Source organism: Bacillus sp. Marseille-Q1617, from assembly GCF_903645295.1.
Lineage (GTDB): Bacteria > Bacillota > Bacilli > Bacillales > Bacillaceae_B > Rossellomorea.
The window spans coordinates 2091973-2112402 of sequence record NZ_CAHJXM010000001.1 but is presented as its reverse complement, the minus strand read 5'-3'; the positions used below and the strand labels follow the sequence as shown (position 1 = coordinate 2112402).

The following is a 20430-nucleotide window of genomic DNA, read 5'->3' as shown; positions in this document are numbered from 1 at the left end:
AATAGCTAAAGGAGATTCTTGAAGACAATGAAATTGGTTTCATGGAATGTAAATGGAATAAGAGCATGTGTAAAAAAGGGGTTTCTGGATTATTTTCATGAGGTAAATGCAGACATATTTTGTATTCAGGAAACGAAGCTGCAAGAAGGCCAGATCGAACTGGAGCTGCCTGAATATGAACAGTATTGGAATTACGCAGAACGAAAAGGGTACTCTGGTACAGCTGTTTTCACTAAGATAAAGCCCCTCACTGTTTCCTATGGCTTTCAAGATGGTGAATCGGAGCCTGAAGGCAGGATCATCACACTGGAATATGATGACTTCTTCCTTGTAAATGTATATACGCCAAATTCAAAAAGAGATTTATCAAGGCTCGATGAAAGGCTGGAATGGGAGGATAAGCTGAGGGGATACCTCATTGACCTTGATCGCAGGAAGCCGGTGATCCACTGCGGGGACTTGAATGTTGCCCACAAAGAAATAGACCTTAAGAATGATCGCTCAAATCGCGGTAATTCCGGATTCACGGATGTGGAGAGAGAGAAAATGACTCTTTTCTTGGAAGCTGGTTTTGTTGACTCATTCAGGTATTTATATCCTGATAAAGATGAATCCTATACATGGTGGTCTTATATGAGTAAAGTCCGGGAAAGGAACATCGGTTGGAGAATTGATTATTTCATCATCTCGAAGCGGATCGCTGCACGCATTAAAGAAGCGGATATTCATTGCAGTATTTTGGGAAGCGATCATTGTCCGGTATACTTGGAATTGGATAAAAAAAACAGCTAACGAACAGGAGGCCCTTGTATGTTTAAAGAAAACCTGAATGTTGAGGAACTAACAATCGAGCGTTGCAATAAAGAAACGGATGAACTGATTAAGCAAGAATCTCCCTCCTTTCTAGAGGATTCTTTGGACTATTTGAAACTTAATAGAAATCAATACATTTTCCTTGAGGCAGATTGGTTTGATAAAATGAATATTGACGGTTTGTCGATAGAGCTGGATGATGTGTTCGGTAATTTTGAGGCAATGTTCGGCTTGAAACTGCAAAAGAAATATCGCGGTGAAATAGAGATGTATTTGGAGCGTACACTCCAAGGAGAAAAAAGGTATGAGCTGCTTTTCAATGGCGATGATGGTTTGTGGGATGTGAATATATCCATCAATGACCTTCCTTTATATAACGAAGGTATGTCTCTTATTGGCGCTATTGAAATCATTTGCGGCTTTCTCTTTGAGATGATAGAAGAAATAAAAGAAGGAAAATAAATGGAAAGAACCTCGGGTATATACCCGAGGTTCTTTTGAACGAGTCATCATTTTCTGTTGTTTATTTCTTCCGATACCACAATGGCAAGGTCTGTATTACCGAATAAAGAAAGTACCCCGAGCAAGGTGGAGTCGGGGATCTCTTCTGATTCTTCCTTGGGCACAGTCAACTCGACTCCTTGCTGCAGAGCGGGATTTGCAGACTGATGCGGATAAGCTTTTTTATAGATTTCAACGGGGTCTAGGTCATTATTTACACACCATTGTGCAAAAACGAGAATCATCATGTTTTCATCTTTTTGATAATTAGAAATGATTTTTTCTTCAATCTCTTTATTATTCATATTCATAGTCTCTCCTTCAATACTCTATCGTTATCATTATAACGAAGGATAGGCCAGAATCCCATCTTAACGCATGCATTGAGTATACAGGTTTTCATTTTTAAAGAACCTGTGTATAATGGAGAGATATGTAAAGTGAAAGGAAGTTATCTTTTAAATGATTATTACTGATCATACAATGGAAGAACTTAAAGATCCTACTGGTATTTTAAGCGGAAAGCGTTACGAGGTGATGCTTTCGATCGAAGTACCAGAAGATGATGAACTATATTCAGAGAACGGCTTATACATTAAAGCAATTTTTGTTCATGACGATGATGTGCCTCGAATTGCACAGCACCAAATCATTGAAAGAAATACAGAATCGATTCTTGACTTTGAATTGGAAGAGGATGAAGAAGCTTTGCTCCTGAAGTATTGCAAAGAACATATTGCTCAAGATTAATGAATATATCCCCATCGACCGAGTGCAAGGGGTTTCGTTTCGGTAGAGAAAATGACATATAGCATTATAAATAGCAGGCTAATTCGCATATGAATTAGACCTGCTTTATTTGTTGTTATAACCATGTTGTCATACGGTCTTCTGGTGAATTAGCACCTGTAATAGCAGCTTTATAATCTGGATTACAATCATTAATGTACAACTGGGTGCTAAATGACTTATCAATTCAAAACCTGTTCTTGAAGAGATGAGTCTTTTGTAAGGAATTGTGTGATAAAATTGTAAATAATGGAATTACATTGCATTTCAGGTTAGTAAGAAAGATGTATACATAACATTAACGAATTGTTGAAGGAGAGAGTAAAGAAGGTTAGTGATAAAAATGAAATTCAGTCCGTATAGACATTCAATTTCAATTGTGACAAATTATTTTTGCAGGGTGATAAGTCGATGATAGGAATAAGTATAGCAACGAAGTGGGAATATGAAGCGGCATTGGAATATTTTGGCATAAGTGATAATGATCGTTTCGGTTATCCTTATGGCGAGTATTTCATAAGAACTATGAATGATACCGAACTTATTTTTTATAGTACCGGTGTAAGAAAAGTAAATGGTGTTGGTGGTAATCAGTATATGATTTCTACATTTAATTTAACGAAAGTAATCGTTGCTGGAACCTGTGCAGGAATAGATGATAAGTTTAGTAATTTGGATATTTTTGTACCCGATAAAGCTGTACAATATTATTGCACAGTAAAAGAAATCGAGCCTCTTATTAAGCAATCCTTCATAGTCGATATTGATCTATCAATATATGGAAATGATTTTAATACCGGAACCATTGCCACTGCCGATAAAGCAGTCGTTATGTGGAAGGACTATTTAGAACTTAAAGAAAACGAAATAACAATAGCCGATACAGAAGCGGGTGCCATTGCTTATATATGTAAGAAGAATGATATTGAATGTATCATTATAAAAGGAATATCTGATTTTCCAACAGATGAAAGAAACTCTGATAAATTCGAATCAAACAGTGAACAAATTAATGTTTACTTAGAAAACACCCCCAGAGTGATGAACAAAATATTGGGCCAATATTTACAGAGATTTATTTAAATAAATATTAAGGCAGACCACTTGAGAGATATTGAGGTTTCTGAAAGGAGTACAACGGAACAAGAAGTTAATATAGACATAAAAACCCGGAGTCATTAGCTCCGGGGTTTCTTACTGGTGTTATTTACATACTATTTCTGCTGCTAATTTGCCTGTGATCTAAGGTTTTCCCTCCCTAAACGGAGCCCCTTAGACCGAGTGTTGGCGGGTTTTTTCTCTAGGCTCGATTTACCCGCTGCCAGAGAGACGGCCGAACCCGGGATGATGGGCCGAAGGGAAAGTAACGGTGATCGTGGTTCCGCTATTCTCAATACTATCGATTTTGAAATTTCCTTTATGATCATCTATTATTTTCATCGTGGTCATGATGCCAAGGCCGGTCCCTTTTTCTTTTAATGTATAGAACGGCTGGCCAATGTACGCTAATATGTCTTTAGGAATTCCGATGCCGGTATCTTTAACCATCACTGTAAGTGTATGTTGATATTTCGAAACATTTATGGTTATAAGGCCACCTGCCGGCATAGCCTCGATAGCGTTTTTGATAAGGTTTATGAATACCTGCTTTAATTCATTCTTATCACATAATATAAAACCGTCTTGTTCACTAACTGAAAGGTCACATTTCACATTGTTAGCTGCAGCCTCGGGCTGCATCAGATGAATTACCTCCTTTATCAGTTCATTGATGTTGTGGGTGATTAAATTCTTCCCATGAGGTTTTGCTAGAACTAAAAAGTCATTTGTTACCTGATTGATCCGGTCGATTTCATTTAAGATCACTTCATAAAAGTGGCTGCTTTTAGGAGACTCCCGAAGCATCTGGACAAACCCCCTAATACTTGTCAGCGGGTTTCTTATTTCATGGGCTATACCCGCAGCCATTTGACCTGCTGCAGCCAGTCTATCAGAAGCTCTCATATATTCTTCTTGTTTTTTCCTCCTATTTATATCCCTTAGTACAAGCTGAACACAGCGTTTTCCGTCAAATTTACATGATATTGCTTTGGATTCTACAAAAAAAGGCTCTCCTTTTTTTGTAGTAAGTTCATATTCTGTTAATTCATACATGATTTCTTGACTGGATGAGTAAATCTCTTTTTCTCTTCTAAGTATTTTGTGGTGTGAGGAAGCAGGTGTGAAATCCAGAAGAGTTTTACCCAGCACCTCTTTCTCTTCATACCCTACGTAGCTTAAAGCAACAGGATTGACATATATAATTGTTCCTTTTTCATGAATAAGGATGCCATCAGGATGGTTGTCTATTAATCTTTTATAGGGACTGTCTTCTTCATGAAAGAGGCGTGGTTTATTTGTGGAGGATACTAGATGCATTAAAACCAAGAGTAAAACGATAAGAAGGGAGAGGAAAATGAAAAAAAATAAAAACAGGCTTTTATTGGGAGGTTTATATACTAAAGCGAAAATAAATATGAAATATAAACAAAGATACATTACTAATGAAATTTTCTTTTTCATAAACTCAAGTTCCTTTCAAGTTCAAATGAATGCATCTCATGGAAGTTTAAAACTACAATAATAATAATTTATTTAGTATAAATAATAAAGAGTTTTTTAAATTTATGATTGAACACTATTAATATTCTTTGGTTTATTTATGCAAGATAACAAACACCAATAGATTTCTTGTATCTGTAAGGGTGAAATCACGGGGTGGGACAAAATCTGCCAAATTTATCTTGGTATGGCTGGAACCATTGGAAATAAAGAGATGTATCATCTTGTGAGCGTATGCTATAATGATGATAGAAATGTGCTAGCAGTCAGCAGCACGAGGATTTTGGAGGGTTATACAGCAAATGAGTACCAGTAATAGAATCCAGTTGAATGTTAGAATCGAGAAAGAAACCGCTCAGCAATTAGATGAAATTGTGGAATATTATCAGGGAAAAACGAAGATTGGCAGAATATACAAAGGTGATGTTTTGACAGATATCATCAAAAAATCTCACGAGCTCATGCTGAAACAGATTGCGATTCAAAACCGGAAATACTGACGGCAGGAATACATATAAAAAGCGTATACAAATCCAATAAGGATCTGTATACGCTTTTTGTTCATATATTTGATGACGATTATGGTAAGATAACTACAAACATTCACAAATGAGGTATGGATCGTGCAGCTCCCCGATAAAATAATTAGAATTCAAAAAAGTTCAGGAATTTCGCCTTACATATGGAGTATCATCAGCATTTTACCTTTTTACTTTATATTCCAATCATCATCAACGATTGAAATCATTGTAGGCATTACGCTGACGATATTATTTTTTATCTTTTTGAGGCTTGCCTTCCTTTCCAGGGAGTGGCCGGTTTATTTATGGACATCCTTCTTAATTGCGATATCGATTACGATGACGATACAGTTTAATTTTATTTACTTTGCATTTTACATTGCTTACTATAACGGGAATATAAAAAACCGGATTGCTTTTTTGACACTGTACATCATACATCTTGTCCTTACAACGGCCTCCATTAATTATAAATTTGTGGAGCAGGAAGATTTATTTCTTTCTCAAATACCGTTTATCCTGATCATCTGGATCAGTGTGATCCTGCTCCCTTTCAATATTTACAATCGTAATAAGCAAGGGTGGCTCGAAGAAAAACTTGAGGATGCGAATAAACGGATTTCTGAACTTGTCAAACAAGAGGAAAGACAGCGTATTGCACGTGACTTGCATGATACATTGGGACAGAAGCTCTCCCTGATAGGCTTAAAAAGTGACTTAGCCAGAAAATTGGTTTATAAAGATCCTGAGCAGGCACAAGAGGAATTGAAAGACGTACAACAAACAGCGAGAACCGCGTTGACAGAGGTAAGAACGATGGTATCCCAAATGCGGGGAATCCGGTTGGAAGACGAAATCGTAAGGATTAAGCAAATTCTGAAAGCGGCAGATATCGAATTGATCATAGACGATGCATCCAACTTACCCCAAACATCACTCTTTCTTGAAAATATTTTAAGCATGTGTTTAAAAGAATCGGTCACAAATGTCGTAAAGCATAGTCAGGCTGATACATGTGAAATTACCATCGAAGAACACGATAATGAATTAACCATAAAGGTAAGGGATAATGGCATTGGTTTGCAAAAAGACCAGGACTTATCAAAAGGAAGCGGATTAAGAGGGATGGAAGAACGGTTGGATTTTGTAAACGGCACGCTCGAAATCATTTCTGATAAAGGAACCACATTAATTATGAGAGTTCCAAAAGTAATCAAACAGATAGGGAGGGAATGACATGATTCGCATTGTCATTGCGGAAGACCAGCGGATGATGCTGGGTGCACTGGGTTCTTTGCTTAGTTTAGAGGATGATTTAGAGGTTGTGGGGAAGGCAAGCAATGGGGATGAAGCCGTATCCCTGGTCCGCAGCCTTCAGCCTGATATTTGCATGATGGATATCGAAATGCCAGAGAAGACCGGTCTGGAGGCAGCTGAAGAATTAAAAGGGGAAGGCTGCAAAGTCATCATCCTGACCACTTTTGCACGCTCAGGCTATTTTCAGCGCGCAATAAAAGCCGGTGTCAAAGGATACTTGTTGAAAGACAGCCCGAGTGAAGAACTGGCAAGTTCGATCCGCCTCGTCATGGATGGAAAAAGGATCTATGCACCTGAACTGATGGATGATATGTACAGTGAAGAAAACCCTTTGACAGATCGGGAAAAAGAAGTCCTTGAACTTGTAGCAGACGGAAAAAACACAAAAGAAATCGCAGATGAACTTAAGTTGAAAACAGGTACAGTACGAAACTATATTTCAACGATTCTCGACAAACTTGAAGTCAAAAATCGAATTGAAGCCATTACTCACTCAAAAGAAAAAGGCTGGTTTAAATAAATCAGAACGTGGGGTATCAAAATTTTACCTTCGTATAAAAACAGAAGAAAAAATACGAGCTTCGGATTCTCGTCTTTAATGGGTTTTTTAACCGTATGGGGTATAAGTTGCTGTAAAAAAAGATTGACAAGAAAAAATGACGTGTTACGATTACATCGAATTCAAAATTACATATGACGATCCACTAGGGGTGCCTTTTATGAAGGCTGAGATTAAAGTGTAACTTTAAGACCCTTTGAACCTGATCTGGTTGAGACCAGCGTAGGGAAGTGGTGTTTGAAGGTTACATATTTTCTCTGATGTACTGCCTTTTCAAGCCACTTTCTGTTCGCTTTTTGCGTAATGGAAAGTGGCTTTTTGTTTCTCCTGTATTGGGTCGTCGTGGAAAAGGAGAGTCAAAGATGACATTTTCAACAGAATTAAGGGAAGAAGTGAATGAGATTTGGGAAGCAAGCTTCAATCATCCTTTTGTAAGAGGGATAGGTGACGGCACACTTCCACTTGAGAAATTCCGCTATTATGTGCTGCAGGATGCCTATTATCTCTCCCATTTTTCCAGGGTTCAGGCGCTCGGAGCCGCTAAAGCAACAGATTTACATACGACTTCAAGAATGGCAGCCCACGCGCAGGGGACAAATGAAGCAGAATTATCCCTGCATGAAACGTTTTCTGTCCAATTGGGTATCACTGAGGAAGAAAAGAAACGGTTCAAGCCTGCTCCGACCGCATATGCTTATACCTCACATATGTACAGGGCAGCACAATTTGGAGGGCTTCGTGAAATCCTCGCGGCCATTCTTCCATGTTATTGGCTGTACCATGAAGTCGGTGAGCGTTTGAAATGTTGTTCTCCAAACGAGACTATTTACCGCGAGTGGATTGCCGCTTACGGAGGAGAGTGGTTCGGGGAACTGGTAAAAGAGCAAATCAACCGTTTGGACCAGTTAGCAGAAAAAGCATCCGATGAAGAAAAAGCCCATATGAAAGAGCTGTTTATGATAAGCAGCATATATGAACTTCAATTTTGGGAGATGGCCTATTCCATGGAAAAATGGCCGTTTGAAGATCATTTACACGCGGGAAAGCAGGTGAATTAAATGACTAAGTTACGATTGACAGATATTCTTGTTACGGTTGTCATCTCAATCGGATTCGGTGTCATTTATAAAATTTGGGGACCGCTGTACAACATGATAAAGCCGTTCGGTCTGCATGCTGATCAGCTCATTTACGGGATGTGGTTCATGGCTGCAACAGTCGCTTTCCTGATCATCCGGAAGCCGGGAGTCGCACTGCTCGCTGAAATCGCCGCTTCATCAGGGGAATTCCTCATGGGATCGGAGTGGGGGCTTGAGGTGCTGCTCTTCGGGATCATTCAAGGGCTGTTTGCTGAAGCCGTTTTCTTCGTTACAGGATACAAGCGAAACAGCCTCATGATCATAAGCTTGGCCGCCGTGATGTCTGCAATCGGTTCAATCTTGATGGATATGTACAAAGGCTATATCGGAGATCTTGTTGTTTGGAATCTAGTTTTATTTTTGGGGGCAAGATTACTGGGTTCTGTACTGATTGCAGGTGTGGGGGCTTTCTACCTTGTGAAAGCTTTAGAGCAAACGGGGGTAACAAGCCTTGTCAGACCAGCAGACAAGGAAGATTACGAAGCTCTTGACAGATAGGTGTGGATGGAATTGAAAATTGAAAAACTGAGGTTGAAGTTTCCGGGTGAGAAAAATTTCTTATTTAAAGATCTCTCACTCTCTATCGGAAAAGGGGAAAAGGTCCTGCTGCTTGGTCCTTCCGGCTGCGGCAAATCAACATTGCTCAATGTATGTGCCGGCTTGATCCCGCATTCATATGAGGTACCCATGAAAGCATCCGCTATTACTTATCCTTCCTCCTGGGGGTATGTATTTCAAGATCCCGATGCACAGTTCTGCATGCCGTATGCGGATGAGGAAATCGCATTTGTCCTTGAAAACCTGAATGTACCCAGAGAACAAATGGAGGATAAAATACGGGACCTCCTGCAGAAAGTGGGATTATGCCTGCCGCATCCGCATACCCGGATTTCCGAACTGTCAGGGGGAATGAAACAGCGGCTTGCCATTGCAGCAGTACTCGCGATGGAGCCGGACACGTTATTTTTAGATGAACCAACTGCATTGGTGGATGAGGCAGGTACAGTGGAAATCTGGGAAACGATCAAACATATCAGCAAGGATAAAACGGTGGTGATCGTTGAACATAAGCTGGAGCACGTAGTCGACTTAGTCGACCGGATCATCCTTTTCAATAAGCATGGAGAGATACTTGCGGATGGAAGAGCTGAAGAAGTCTTAAAAGAAAACAAAGAGGTTATCAAGGAAGATGGAGTATGGTATCCGGGAGCATGGGATGAGTACATAGAGTCATTTCCCCTTCCGAATAAAGATGAGCTGCCGGGCGAATCGGCGATGGAGCTTGAACATTTCAAGGGATATCTTAATAAGCAGCCTAAAATAACAATCGGCCGTGCGTCTGTCAGAAAAGGGGAATGGATTTCGATCCTGGGAAGGAATGGGGCAGGTAAGTCCACCTTTCTCCACGGTTTGATGCAATTTATTAAAACGACAGGTAGATACGAACTTTTTGGTCATGAGGTTCAACAACAAAAAACTCCTGAACGTTGTACATTCGTTTTTCAGAATCCTGAGTTTCAATTCGTTGCAAACTCCGTTTTTGATGAAATTGCATTCAGCCTGAAACAGGAAAATAGCAGCGGTGAATGGATGGAGGAAAAAGTAAAAGACATTCTGCACCGGTTCAATTTGGAAGAACATCGCCACCAGCATCCATATCAATTATCCATGGGCCAAAAGCGGCGGCTGAGTGTTGCTGCTTCGATTTCAATCAGTCAGGATCTCATTCTATTGGATGAGCCAACGTTCGGACAGGATGCGGCAAATACCTTTCAGCTGCTTGGGATGATGAAGGAGTTGCAGCTTCGTGGTTCTACCATACTGATGGTGACGCATGATGAGAATATTGCAAGGTTCGTTTCGAACAGGATATGGACGATCGAAGAAGGTGAATTGGTGAAGGATGAACCGTGTTATAGGCCGTATGAAGCCAAGGAGGGGATCCTATGAAGGTCGATTTCGTCTCGAAGAAGACTTGGCTGTATCGAATCAATCCAAGCTTCAAACTCATCATCATGGTCATCTTGTTTATCATGATTTTGCTGATCCATCAATTGAATATGCTTGTTTATTTAACGGCTTTTTCCTTCTTATTATTCTGGTTGTTCTCCGGTCATAATGTGAAAGTCAAATCCATTCTTTTGCTGCCTTTCATCCTTGTATTCGCTTCTACGGCGTCTTCGATGATTTTGTTTGGTAAAGGAGACGTCATCTGGTTGAAATGGGGGCTCATCCAGATTTCAGAAGAAAGCTTTTACCGGGGAATCCACATAGGTTTCAGGGCCTTAGTTTTTGCTTTGCTGGGATTATTGTTCACGTTGTCTACCCGTCCAGTCATGCTGTTCTATTCATTGATGCAGCAATTGAAACTGAAACCTGCATACGCTTACAGCTTCATGGCGGGGTTCAGGCTGCTGCCGATCATTGCAGAAGAATTTGTAACCATCCGCAATGCCATGAAAGTGCGTGGGGTGAATCGTAAAAAAGGGGTTGGCGGAATTTTTTTTACATTCCGGTCCTATGCTCTTCCGCTTCTTGCACAAAGCATCAGGCGTGCGCATCGGATTGCTGTGGCCATGGAGGCTAAACGCTTCTCGGGCAGCGGGAAGAGGACATATTTCTACTACATCGGTTTTTCGAAAGTAGATGGATTGTTTTTAGGCGTGATCATCGCTATGGTGATGATCAGTTACTATGCTTCGGGTACATATCCGATTTTTCCTGTTGGGGATGTACGTTATCAGGGATAGGAGGGATTTAATGAAGAGGCAGCTTCATGCAGTTACAACCGGTCAACAGGGAATAGAGGAAATGGTCCGCATTTCACTGGCCATCATGCCATTCATCGATTTTCTCCATATCAGGGAAAAGAGCTGGACAGCACGGGAAATGAAGACGGCTTTCAGGAAACTGGTCAGAGGGGGTTTTTCTCCAAATAGGATCATCGTCAATGACAGGGTGGATGTTGCTGCAGCAGAGGGTGCTGGAGGGGTGCATCTTGCCCACCATAGTTTAGGAGTGTCAGAGGTTAAACGAATGTTTCCTTCAATGAAGACCGGTGTGTCCATTCACTCAATAGATGAAGGGATCTCCTTTCAGGAGAAAGGAGCGGATTATGTCTTTTTCGGAAACATATTCATGACACCTTCCAAAGCAGGCAAGCCAGGATCGGGGACGATGAAAGTCAAGGAGCTTGTCGATGCAGTCCGGGTCCCCGTCATAGCGATCGGCGGCATCAAACCAGGAAATGTGCAGGATATCATTGCTTCGGGTGCTTCCGGGATAGCCGTCTTATCCGGAATTTTTCTTGCTAAGGATCCGGTAAGCTCCGCAAAAGAATATCGAAAACAGCTTGACAGGGGTGAGAAATTTGAAAAAAGCTTATGACGTCATCATTGTAGGAGCCGGGGTGATCGGATGCTCGATCGCTTATCAATTAACTAAAAGAAAGAAAAAGGTGCTGGTCCTCGAAAAGGGCAAAATCGGCCAGAAAGCTTCCTCGGCTGCAGCCGGTATGCTCGGTGTCCATACTGAGTTCGATGGAAATGAAGAACTATTGAGGGCTGCCATTAAAAGCCGGGATATGTTTCCCGCGCTTTCGCAGGAATTACGGGAAATAAGCGGAATTGACATTGAATTCACTCAAAATGGAATGATCAAGCTCGCGTTCACTGATTCGGAACAAAGCGCTTTACAGAGACTGGAAGATGTAAGTAAAGATGCAGTGTGGCTTCCGGAAGAAGAAGTGTCAAAGCTTGAACCGGGATTATCAAAGAGGAATAAGGGAGGCCTCTATGCGGACAAAGACGGTCATGTGTCTGCACGGAAGCTCACTCTTTCACTGGCAAGCTCTGCAGTACGGCTGGGTGCAGAAATAAAGGAGTTCTCCCCGGTGATCGGTTTCCTTCAGGCCCACGGCAGCTGCAACGGGGTCAGGACGCAGCATGATTCCTATTACTCGAGTGAGGTCATTGTCGCGGGCGGAGCCTGGAGCCGCGAGATTTTGAATACTGCAGGGGTCGATATCAGCGGGTACCCTGTCAAAGGAGAGTGTTTCTCTGTCGTGCTGGAAAGTCAGAAAATAAAAAGGACGATTTTCACAGAAGGATGCTATCTTGTTCCAAAACAGGGGAATCACCTTTTGGTTGGAGCCACTGAACACCCTTATTCATTTGATGAATCGATTACCGTGGGGGGAATCAATAAATTAATGAATAAAGCGATTGAACTTCTTCCGGATCTCGCTTATGGCCGTTGGGAAAAAGCCTGGGCCGGAGTCAGGCCGAAAACAGCTTGCACTCATCCTCAAATAGGGAGAGTCCCAGGTTGGAAAGGTCTGTCGGTCGCTTCGGGACATTACCGGAATGGGATTCTGCTGGCACCCCTGACAGGGATCATGATGGCAGAATTAATGGAAGGAAAAGAAATATTCCCCCTCTTCAGGCTGGGAGAAAAGGATGAAAGGATGTTGAAAAAGTGAAAGTGAAAATTAACGGTCAGTTTGTGCAAATCCCCGATACACTGTCGACAATCACAGACTTGGTGAATCACTTTTCAATAAATGAACGTATCCTCATTGTAGAAGTGAATGGTGATATTACAGAGAAAGAAAAATATGACACAACGACTATCAAAGAATTGGATTCTATTGAATTCGTTCATTTCGTAGGAGGCGGATGAAATGTTAAAGATAGGGAAATATGAGTTTCAATCACGATTATTACTGGGGACAGGAAAATATCCTGATTTCGATATACAGAAAAATGCGGTGGAGGAATCGGAGACGGAAATTCTTACGTTTACTGTAAGGAGGATGGATATTTTTGAAGAAAGTCAGCCAAACCTGCTGGAACAGCTGGATCTGGATAAATATTCACTCCTTCCCAATACAGCTGGGGCCAAAACCGCGCAGGAAGCGGTAAGGCATGCAAAACTTGCAAGGGCTTCAGGATTGTGTGACATGATCAAAGTGGAGGTCATCGGATGCGGGAAGACACTCCTTCCCGATCCCATCGAAACATTAAAGGCGACGGAAGAGCTTGTAAAAGAAGGGTTTACGGTTCTTCCATACACGTCTGATGATGTCGTGCTTGCAAGAAGATTGGAAGAAGCGGGTGCACACGCAATCATGCCGGGTGCTTCTCCGATCGGCTCAGGGCAGGGTATCCTGAACCCTGTCAATTTACGATTCATTATCGAACAGTCGACTGTGCCGGTGATCATCGATGCAGGCATCGGTTCTCCTGCGGATGCTGCCTATGCAATGGAACTCGGTGCGGATGGAATCCTATTAAATACGGCTGTTTCCGCTGCGGGAGACCCAGTGAAAATGGCAGGGGCGATGAAGCTTGCTGCTGAAGCGGGAAGAATGGGATTTGAAGCAGGCAGGATCCCCAAGAAGGCTTATGCTTCTGCAAGCAGCCCGATGGAGGGTATCGTCAGCTGATGAATGAACGCTATTCCAGACAACAATTATTTGCTCCGATTGGGGAAAGCGGCCAGATAAGCATTTCTTCCAAGCATGTGCTTATGGTCGGGGCGGGAGCACTTGGTGCAGGAAGCGCAGAAGCACTTGTCAGGGCAGGAGTCGGTAAACTTACGATTGCAGACCGCGACTACGTGGAATGGAGCAACCTTCAAAGGCAGCAGCTTTACACCGAGAGAGATGCATCAGAGAGGCTCCCTAAGGCTGCAGCTGCAAAGAGACATTTGAGAAAAATCAATTCAGAAGTTGAAATCGATGCACTTATCATGGATGTCGGACCTAATGACATACTAAGCCTTGTAAAAGACGTGGATCTCATCATTGATGCAACAGATAACTTTGATACCAGACTGATGATCAATGATGTATCTTTTCAAAATGAGATCCCCTGGATATATGGGGGATGTGCAGGCAGCTATGGTATCACCCATACATTCATTCCCGGGGTGACACCATGCCTGAATTGCATGATGGAAACCATCCCTTCCCAAAGTATGACATGTGATACAACAGGGATTATTTCACCTGCAGTATCTATGGTGGTCTCCTATCAAGTCTCTGAAGCATTGAAAGTATTGACAGGGAACTTCAATGCAGTTCGTCAAACCCTTACATCATTCGATGTCTGGAAAAATGAACACAGCTCTGTGAATGTCCGCACATTGAAGAAACCGGACTGCCCTTCTTGCGGAGAGAAACCCCGCTACCCGTACCTTCAATATGAAAACCAGCTTAAATCGGCCGTGCTGTGCGGAAGGGATGCGGTCCAGATCCGTCCTGCACGACCGGGAGAGGTGGACCTTGATCGTTTGGCAGTCCAGATGGGACATCTTATGGAACGTGTCGAGAGAAATCCTTATCTTATTGCCTGCAAAACAGGCAAACACCGGATTGTCCTATTTCGGGATGGCCGTGCGCTCATCCATGGAACAAAAGATATAATGGAAGCAAAATCACTCTATCATCGATATTTCAGCTGAATAAAAAACAAAGCCCGTCCCTCGATGCATTAACGCGTTAGAGTGGCGGGCTTTTTCATCATATCTTGTTCATACGCATCATACAATACATTAAGCCTTTGGCCAGCAAGTCATTACATCCCGGAAAAAGGAGGTTTTATGATGAATGTTTGGGTCGTGCTGTTGAATCTTCTGATGTTTATCGTTCTTATTGGTGTTTTAATTTACTTGCAAAAAAGGAAGGTTTCGTTTTCAAAGAGGGTGTTCACTGCTCTAGGTCTCGGCATCGTATTCGGCTTTCTCCTGCAGTGGTTATATGATCCCGGTAATGAAAACCTGCTGCAGTCGATCGAGTGGTACAATATCGTTGGCAGCGGCTATATCAAACTTCTGCAAATGATTGTCATGCCGCTGGTTTTTGTATCGATCATTTCTGCTTTTACCAAGTTGAAACAATCCCACAATCTGGGCAGAATTTCTGTATTGATACTCGGCCTGCTCGTTGGAACGACGGCCGTTGCGGCGGCTGTTGGAATTGCGACGACAGCAGCATTTGATCTCGAAGCGATTCAAATCGAACAAGGTGACGCAGAATCGGCTAGAGGGGCACAGCTGGAAGAACGGGCAGCGGCAATGGAAGGGCAGAGCTATCCGCAAAAAATACTCGAGCTGCTCCCGGCCAATCCGTTCTATGACTTTACGGGTCAGCGTGCTACATCGACGATTGCTGTCGTCATCTTCGCTGCTTTTATTGGGGTCGCTTATCTCGGAGCCCAAAGAAAAGATCCGGAAGCAGCTTCGTTTTTTAAAAGAATGGTCGATTCCGTCTATACCGTCGTCATGAGAATCGTCACATTGGTATTGAGGCTTACTCCATATGGGGTGCTGGCGATTATGGCAAAGACGGTTGCTTTAAGTGATTTTGATGCCATCACCAAGCTTGGTGAATTTGTAGTAGCTTCCTATATTGCATTGCTCATTATGTTTGTCATTCATCTGATTATGTTGACAATGTCAGGGTTGAACCCTGTAACGTATGTGAAAAAAGTATTCCCCGTTTTAACGTTTGCTTTCACTTCGAGATCCAGTGCAGGTACCCTGCCGTTGAACATTCATACTCAGACAAAAAAGCTTGGCGTTTCAGAAGGGATCGCCAACTTCTCTGGATCATTCGGGCTTTCGATTGGCCAAAACGGGTGTGCAGGAGTATACCCTGCCATGCTTGCTGTCATGATCGCCCCTACTGTGGGAATCAATCCATTGACACCTTCTTTCATTTTGACGCTTATCCTGATAGTAGCCATATCCTCATTCGGAGTTGCGGGTGTCGGTGGAGGAGCGACTTTTGCCGCCATTCTCGTATTATCTGCAATGGACCTTCCAATCGCGCTTGCAGGTCTTCTGATATCTGTAGAACCGCTGATTGACATGGGGCGGACTGCTGTGAATGTCAGCGGGGCCATGACTTCGGGGATTATTACAAGCAAAGTGACTGGCGAATTGGATCCCGAAGTTTATCAAGGGGTGCAAACGGCAGAAGAATAACCATTACTCACTTTTTGTATACCATAAAATAACCCCCATGAATAATATGTTCAGTGAAACCAAGATAAAAAGATTTATTGAACTTTTTTAAAGTTTATAAATCTTATCGAAAAACTCGGGTTGACATCTTTGAAAAACGTGATATTATTTAGAATATTAAATTAAATATTTCTTATCCAGAGCGGTGGAGGGACCTGGCCCTTTGAAGCCCGGCAACCTACTATTAGTCAGTAAGGTGCCAATTCCAGCAAAATGTGGATTCATTTTGGAAGATAAGGTATCTATGCCTGAACAACCTTCCATTCTGGAAGGTTGTTTTTTCTTTCAGGCTATGACTGGATAAGATGAAGTTTGGGGGAATCATGTGGCAGATCAAGACAATCAAAAAGCATTTGATGAAGTTGTAAAAAATGTGAAGTCAATGTTAAAGACGATGAAATTTGGGTCTATTACAGTCGTGGTCCAAGATGGAAAAGTTGTACAGATTGAGAAAAATGAAAAGGTCAGACTTAAATAAACTGAAATGCTGACTAGACAAACTAGAGGCGTTAAACACTTTGAGGGATATCCCTCTCTGTGTCTAACGTCTCTTTTTCTTTTTTTCAGCTCAATAAAGGGGGTTGTATATTGTTAACTTATCAGAATTGGAAACACCCATCCTGTTCTTTCCAAATTGATGAAACCTATAAAGGTGCCTTGAATGTCCTTGAATGGTCTTATGAACATTACAGAAATGATATCGTGTATGCCTGCAGCTTCGGGATTGAGGGAATTGTACTGGTTGATTTGATTGCTAAGGTCAAACCCTCGGCAAAGATTATCTTTTTAGATACAGATGTGCACTTCAAAGAAACGTACGAAACGATCGAAAAAGTAAGAACCAAGTATCCCGATTTAAACATAACGTCTAAAAAATCAGCGCTGACATTAGATGAGCAGACTTTGAAATATGGTGAAAAATTATGGGAGACAGATCCTAATCAATGCTGTCGTTTAAGAAAACTCATTCCCCTGGAAGAAGCATTATCAAAAGGACATGCCTGGATTTCAGGATTGCGGAGGGAACAGTCAGAAAGCAGGAAGTATGTAAATTTCATTAATAAGGATGAAAAGTTTAAATCGATAAAAATTTGCCCCCTCATCCATTGGACGTGGAAAGAAGTGTGGAGGTATGTACACAAACACCAACTTCCTTACAATACTCTCCATGATAAAGGCTATCCCAGCATAGGGTGTTCCCATTGTACAGCACCTGCCTATAACATGGACGATTTACGCTCCGGCAGATGGAAAGGCTCAGGAAAGACAGAATGCGGTCTTCATTAAGGAGGGTGAAGATCGTTGCTTGAAGTGACCGCACTTTTTATATGTCTATTTTTTGCGATGAATATCGGTGCGAGTGGAGCGGCTGCATCGATGGGTGTGGCATATGGGGCTGGAGCGGTGAAAAGCATGAGAACAGCCTTGCTGATATGCTCTGCCGGGGTGCTTCTTGGCGCTGTGCTCGGAGGCGGGGAAGTGGTGAAAACGATCAGTTCAGGAATTATCCCGCAAGACATCCTTACTACTAAGATCGTGGTTATTATCCTGCTTTCTTCTACTCTATCGCTGTTTCTTGCCAACATGTTGGGCATTCCGCTCTCGACCAGTGAGGTTACAGTGGGGGCAGTCGTAGGAGCGGGGGTTGCATATCAGGTCCTAATTATAGAATCTCTACTGGTTATCATCATGTTTTGGATTCTTGTGCCACTGGCAGCCTTCCTAATCACTTGGTTGACCGGAAAAATATTGTACCTGCTGGAGATGAAGGGGTATCAGTTCAAGAGAAGGTGGATGGGTGCGGTGCTTGTAATAACAGGATTCTTTGAAGCTTTTTCTGCTGGCATGAATAATGTAGCCAATGCTGTTGGACCACTCGTTGGGGCAGGGATGTTGTCTGCAGGGAAAGGCATTTGGCTGGGCGGATTATTCGTAGCTCTCGGTGTCGTTTTATTAGGGAGCAGGGTAGTTGAAACCAACGGAAAGAAAATTGTTCAGCTAACAAAAATGGAAGGCATCGTAATATCGAGTACAGGAGCTATTCTTCTGATGATCAGCTCACTATATGGGTTGCCGATGCCGCTTACTCAGGTAACATCATCCTCCATCATCGGTCTCGGGGCTGCGAAAAGGGGCAGGGTGATGCTGAAGAAGAAAATTGTATCGAAAATCATCAAGATCTGGGTAGTATCACCTCTTATTTCGCTCAGTATGTCCTATTTTATGATCAAACTGCTGATCCAACTAGATTTGTATTCAATTGTTGTCCCTTTCAGCGTGATCATTGCCACCATAGGTGCTCTTTCCTTAATGAAGATCATAAATGAAGAAAAAAGATCTGTTCATGAAGAAGGTGGAGGCATCTGAGTTCAAAACCAACTAAAACGATAAATTTAAGGAGGATGAAAATGAGTTTACAACCGCATGGAGGAACATTGATACAGGCTTTTGATCCAAGAGCAAACTTGGATGGGATAACAAAGGAAATTGAATTGGACGAAATAGCATTAAGCGACCTGGAACTGATTGCAATTGGTGCTTATAGTCCGATCCGGGGGTTTTTAACAGAAGAGGATTATACCAGTGTAGTGGAAAAAATGCGCCTGAATGATGGAACCGTATGGAGCATCCCTATCACCCTTCCGGTTAATAAGCGGGACCAATTGAAACAGGGGGAGAAGAGTAAGCTGATCCATAAGGGTGTTACGTACGGAACAATTGATGTGACTGACATTTATCAGCCTGATAAAGAAAAGGAAGCACTTTATGTTTATGGCACGACGGATTCGAATCATCCTGGTGTGAAGAAGTTGTTCGATCGCGGTGATGTCTATGCTGGAGGAAGTATCACGCTGCACAGAAGGTTAACGAAACCTTTCTCTTCCTATTCGTTCGATCCTTTGGAGAGCCGCAGGAAATTCCAACAAAAAGGCTGGAAGACGATCGTCGGTTTTCAAACGCGAAATCCTGTTCACCGGGCACATGAATACATTCAGAAGACAGCCTTGGAAACAGTTGATGGATTGTTCCTTAACCCTTTGGTGGGAGAAACCAAGAAGGATGACATTCCGGCCAATATCAGAATGGAGAGCTATGAAGTGCTGTTGAAGAACTATTATCCAGAGGACCAAGTGACGCTTGGCGTCTTCCCGGCTGCCATGAGGTATGCAGGTCCGAGGGAAGCGGTCTTTCATGCGCTTGTACGGAAGAATTACGGATGCACCCATTTCATTGTTGGCCGTGATCATGCAGGTGTAGGGGATTATTACGGAACGTATGATGCCCAAAAAATCTTTGATTTGTTCAGCCCGGATGAAGTCGGCATTATTCCATTACGGTTCGAACATAGTTTCTATTGTGAAAGGTGTGAAGGGATGGCGACTTCAAAAACGTGCCCGCATGATTCAGAACATCACCTCATCCTATCAGGTACGAAAGTGAGAGGAATGCTGCGAAACGGCGAAGTGCCCCCTCCCACTTTCAGCAGGCGGGAAGTGATTGATGTATTAATCAACGGATTGGCACAGGAGATTCGCTAAATGGTAAGGAGGAGTAAAGATGAGTAAAGGGACAGAGAACCTAGTCTGGCATGAGGCGGCTGTAAAAAAGGACGAGAGACGGATGAAGAATGGTCATGAAAGCTTCATATTATGGTTCACAGGTTTGTCCGCATCCGGAAAATCTTCAGTCGCCAACAAGCTGGCTCATTCCCTTTTCGAAAGAGGGAAACAGGCAGTGGTGTTGGACGGCGACAATATTCGCCATGGTTTAAACAATGATTTGGGTTTTAAAGAAGCGGATCGGAAAGAAAACATCAGAAGGATCGGAGAAGTATCCAAATTATTTGTCGAGAGCGGACAAATCGTACTTACCGCCTTCATTTCACCTTACAGGGATGACCGGGATCTGGTCAGGGGATTAGTGGATAGGGGTGAATTCATCGAAGTGCATGTGAAATGCTCCCTGGAAGAATGTGAGAAACGAGATCCAAAGGGGCTTTATCAAAAAGCCAGAAGAAACGAAATCCAACATTTCACTGGAATCAGCGCGCCATATGAAGAACCGTTGAATCCTGAAATCGTGTTGGATACCGAAAAGGACTCGATTGATGTATGCGTGGAGAAAATCCTGAATGAATTAAAGCGAAATCGTCTTATTTAAG

24 protein-coding genes and 2 riboswitches are annotated in these 20430 nt (G+C 42.4%); of the genes, 22 read left to right on the top strand and 2 right to left on the bottom strand.

Annotated elements, in window-relative coordinates:
* Nucleotides 1–27: 27 nt before the first annotated feature.
* Entirely contained in the window at nucleotides 28–792 is a 765-nt protein-coding gene (locus tag HWX64_RS10575; RefSeq protein ID WP_175989406.1) for an exodeoxyribonuclease III, read from the top strand.
* A gap of 18 nt (nucleotides 793–810) precedes the next feature.
* The gene (locus tag HWX64_RS10570) at nucleotides 811–1275 is read left to right on the top strand and encodes a branched-chain amino acid aminotransferase (RefSeq protein ID WP_175989405.1); all 465 of its coding nucleotides are present in this window, start codon (nucleotides 811–813) and stop codon (nucleotides 1273–1275) included.
* A 47-nt stretch (nucleotides 1276–1322) separates the two neighbouring features.
* Here HWX64_RS10570 and HWX64_RS10565 read toward each other — a convergent pair whose 3' ends face one another.
* Nucleotides 1323–1619, bottom strand: a complete 297-nt coding sequence (locus tag HWX64_RS10565) for a hypothetical protein (RefSeq protein WP_175989404.1) — start codon at nucleotides 1617–1619, stop codon at nucleotides 1323–1325.
* 157 nt (nucleotides 1620–1776) lie between these two features.
* Between HWX64_RS10565 and HWX64_RS10560 the strand changes: the two genes are divergently transcribed.
* Together HWX64_RS10560 and HWX64_RS10555 are read left to right on the top strand one after the other, a co-directional pair.
* Nucleotides 1777–2064, top strand: coding sequence for a DUF6509 family protein (locus HWX64_RS10560; protein WP_175989403.1), 288 nt, complete (start codon nucleotides 1777–1779; stop codon nucleotides 2062–2064).
* 450 nt (nucleotides 2065–2514) lie between these two features.
* Nucleotides 2515–3186, top strand: coding sequence for a permease (locus HWX64_RS10555; protein ID WP_175989402.1), 672 nt, complete (start codon nucleotides 2515–2517; stop codon nucleotides 3184–3186).
* Nucleotides 3187–3414: 228 nt separating this feature from the next.
* On the opposite strand, the gene HWX64_RS10550 is transcribed toward HWX64_RS10555, so the two are convergent.
* Complete coding sequence (locus HWX64_RS10550) at nucleotides 3415–4521, bottom strand: ATP-binding protein (protein ID WP_175989401.1); 1107 nt, start codon at nucleotides 4519–4521, stop codon at nucleotides 3415–3417.
* Between the two features lie 485 nt (nucleotides 4522–5006).
* Here HWX64_RS10550 and HWX64_RS10545 point away from each other — a divergent pair, with 485 nt between their 5' ends.
* The 18 genes from HWX64_RS10545 (at nucleotide 5007) to cysC (ending at nucleotide 20429) form a co-directional block, all read left to right on the top strand.
* Nucleotides 5007–5204: a hypothetical protein gene (locus HWX64_RS10545; protein WP_175989400.1), complete on the top strand. Its 198-nt coding sequence runs from the start codon at nucleotides 5007–5009 to the stop codon at nucleotides 5202–5204.
* Between the two features lie 123 nt (nucleotides 5205–5327).
* Complete coding sequence (locus HWX64_RS10540) at nucleotides 5328–6461, top strand: sensor histidine kinase (RefSeq protein WP_254871091.1); 1134 nt, start codon at nucleotides 5328–5330, stop codon at nucleotides 6459–6461.
* Between the two features lies 1 nt (nucleotide 6462).
* Nucleotides 6463–7062 (top strand): response regulator transcription factor, encoded by a 600-nt coding sequence (locus HWX64_RS10535; protein WP_175989399.1) that lies wholly within the window; start codon nucleotides 6463–6465, stop codon nucleotides 7060–7062.
* A gap of 176 nt (nucleotides 7063–7238) precedes the next feature.
* Nucleotides 7239–7347: riboswitch (TPP riboswitch) on the top strand.
* Between the two features lie 116 nt (nucleotides 7348–7463).
* Entirely contained in the window at nucleotides 7464–8159 is a 696-nt protein-coding gene (tenA, locus tag HWX64_RS10530) for a thiaminase II (protein ID WP_175989398.1), read from the top strand.
* A complete protein-coding gene (locus tag HWX64_RS10525; protein WP_175989397.1) occupies nucleotides 8160–8738 on the top strand; it encodes an ECF transporter S component in 579 nt (192 codons plus the stop codon). It begins immediately after the preceding gene.
* 6 nt (nucleotides 8739–8744) lie between these two features.
* Complete coding sequence (locus HWX64_RS10520) at nucleotides 8745–10190, top strand: ABC transporter ATP-binding protein (protein WP_175989396.1); 1446 nt, start codon at nucleotides 8745–8747, stop codon at nucleotides 10188–10190.
* Nucleotides 10187–10990, top strand: a complete 804-nt coding sequence (locus HWX64_RS10515) for an energy-coupling factor transporter transmembrane protein EcfT (RefSeq protein WP_175989395.1) — start codon at nucleotides 10187–10189, stop codon at nucleotides 10988–10990. The genes HWX64_RS10520 and HWX64_RS10515 overlap by 4 nt, the downstream gene beginning before the upstream one ends.
* Before the next feature lie 10 nt (nucleotides 10991–11000).
* The gene (locus HWX64_RS10510; RefSeq protein WP_175989394.1) at nucleotides 11001–11627 is read left to right on the top strand and encodes a thiamine phosphate synthase; all 627 of its coding nucleotides are present in this window, start codon (nucleotides 11001–11003) and stop codon (nucleotides 11625–11627) included.
* Nucleotides 11611–12720, top strand: coding sequence for a glycine oxidase ThiO (gene thiO, locus HWX64_RS10505; RefSeq protein WP_175989393.1), 1110 nt, complete (start codon nucleotides 11611–11613; stop codon nucleotides 12718–12720). Before HWX64_RS10510 ends, thiO begins: the two co-directional genes overlap by 17 nt.
* Nucleotides 12717–12920, top strand: coding sequence for a sulfur carrier protein ThiS (thiS, locus tag HWX64_RS10500; protein ID WP_175989392.1), 204 nt, complete (start codon nucleotides 12717–12719; stop codon nucleotides 12918–12920). The genes thiO and thiS overlap by 4 nt, the downstream gene beginning before the upstream one ends.
* A 1-nt stretch (nucleotide 12921) precedes the next feature.
* The gene (locus HWX64_RS10495; RefSeq protein WP_175989391.1) at nucleotides 12922–13686 is read left to right on the top strand and encodes a thiazole synthase; all 765 of its coding nucleotides are present in this window, start codon (nucleotides 12922–12924) and stop codon (nucleotides 13684–13686) included.
* On the top strand, nucleotides 13686–14705 hold the full coding sequence (locus tag HWX64_RS10490; protein WP_175989390.1) for a MoeB/ThiF family adenylyltransferase: 1020 nt from the start codon (nucleotides 13686–13688) through the stop codon (nucleotides 14703–14705). Before HWX64_RS10495 ends, HWX64_RS10490 begins: the two co-directional genes overlap by 1 nt.
* A gap of 141 nt (nucleotides 14706–14846) precedes the next feature.
* A complete protein-coding gene (locus tag HWX64_RS10485; RefSeq protein ID WP_175989724.1) occupies nucleotides 14847–16229 on the top strand; it encodes an L-cystine transporter in 1383 nt (460 codons plus the stop codon).
* Between the two features lie 169 nt (nucleotides 16230–16398).
* A riboswitch (SAM riboswitch) is annotated at nucleotides 16399–16508 on the top strand.
* Nucleotides 16509–16593: 85 nt separating this feature from the next.
* Nucleotides 16594–16746 (top strand): YezD family protein, encoded by a 153-nt coding sequence (locus HWX64_RS21930; RefSeq protein WP_254871090.1) that lies wholly within the window; start codon nucleotides 16594–16596, stop codon nucleotides 16744–16746.
* Nucleotides 16747–16856: 110 nt separating this feature from the next.
* The gene (locus tag HWX64_RS10475; RefSeq protein ID WP_175989389.1) at nucleotides 16857–17555 is read left to right on the top strand and encodes a phosphoadenylyl-sulfate reductase; all 699 of its coding nucleotides are present in this window, start codon (nucleotides 16857–16859) and stop codon (nucleotides 17553–17555) included.
* A 57-nt stretch (nucleotides 17556–17612) separates the two neighbouring features.
* Nucleotides 17613–18635, top strand: a complete 1023-nt coding sequence (locus HWX64_RS10470) for an inorganic phosphate transporter (RefSeq protein WP_175989722.1) — start codon at nucleotides 17613–17615, stop codon at nucleotides 18633–18635.
* A 41-nt stretch (nucleotides 18636–18676) separates the two neighbouring features.
* The gene (sat, locus tag HWX64_RS10465) at nucleotides 18677–19807 is read left to right on the top strand and encodes a sulfate adenylyltransferase (RefSeq protein WP_175989388.1); all 1131 of its coding nucleotides are present in this window, start codon (nucleotides 18677–18679) and stop codon (nucleotides 19805–19807) included.
* A 19-nt stretch (nucleotides 19808–19826) separates the two neighbouring features.
* Nucleotides 19827–20429 carry an adenylyl-sulfate kinase gene (gene cysC, locus HWX64_RS10460; protein WP_175989387.1) on the top strand — a complete coding sequence of 201 codons (603 nt, stop codon included), beginning with the start codon at nucleotides 19827–19829 and terminating at the stop codon, nucleotides 20427–20429.
* Nucleotide 20430: the final 1 nt, after the last annotated feature.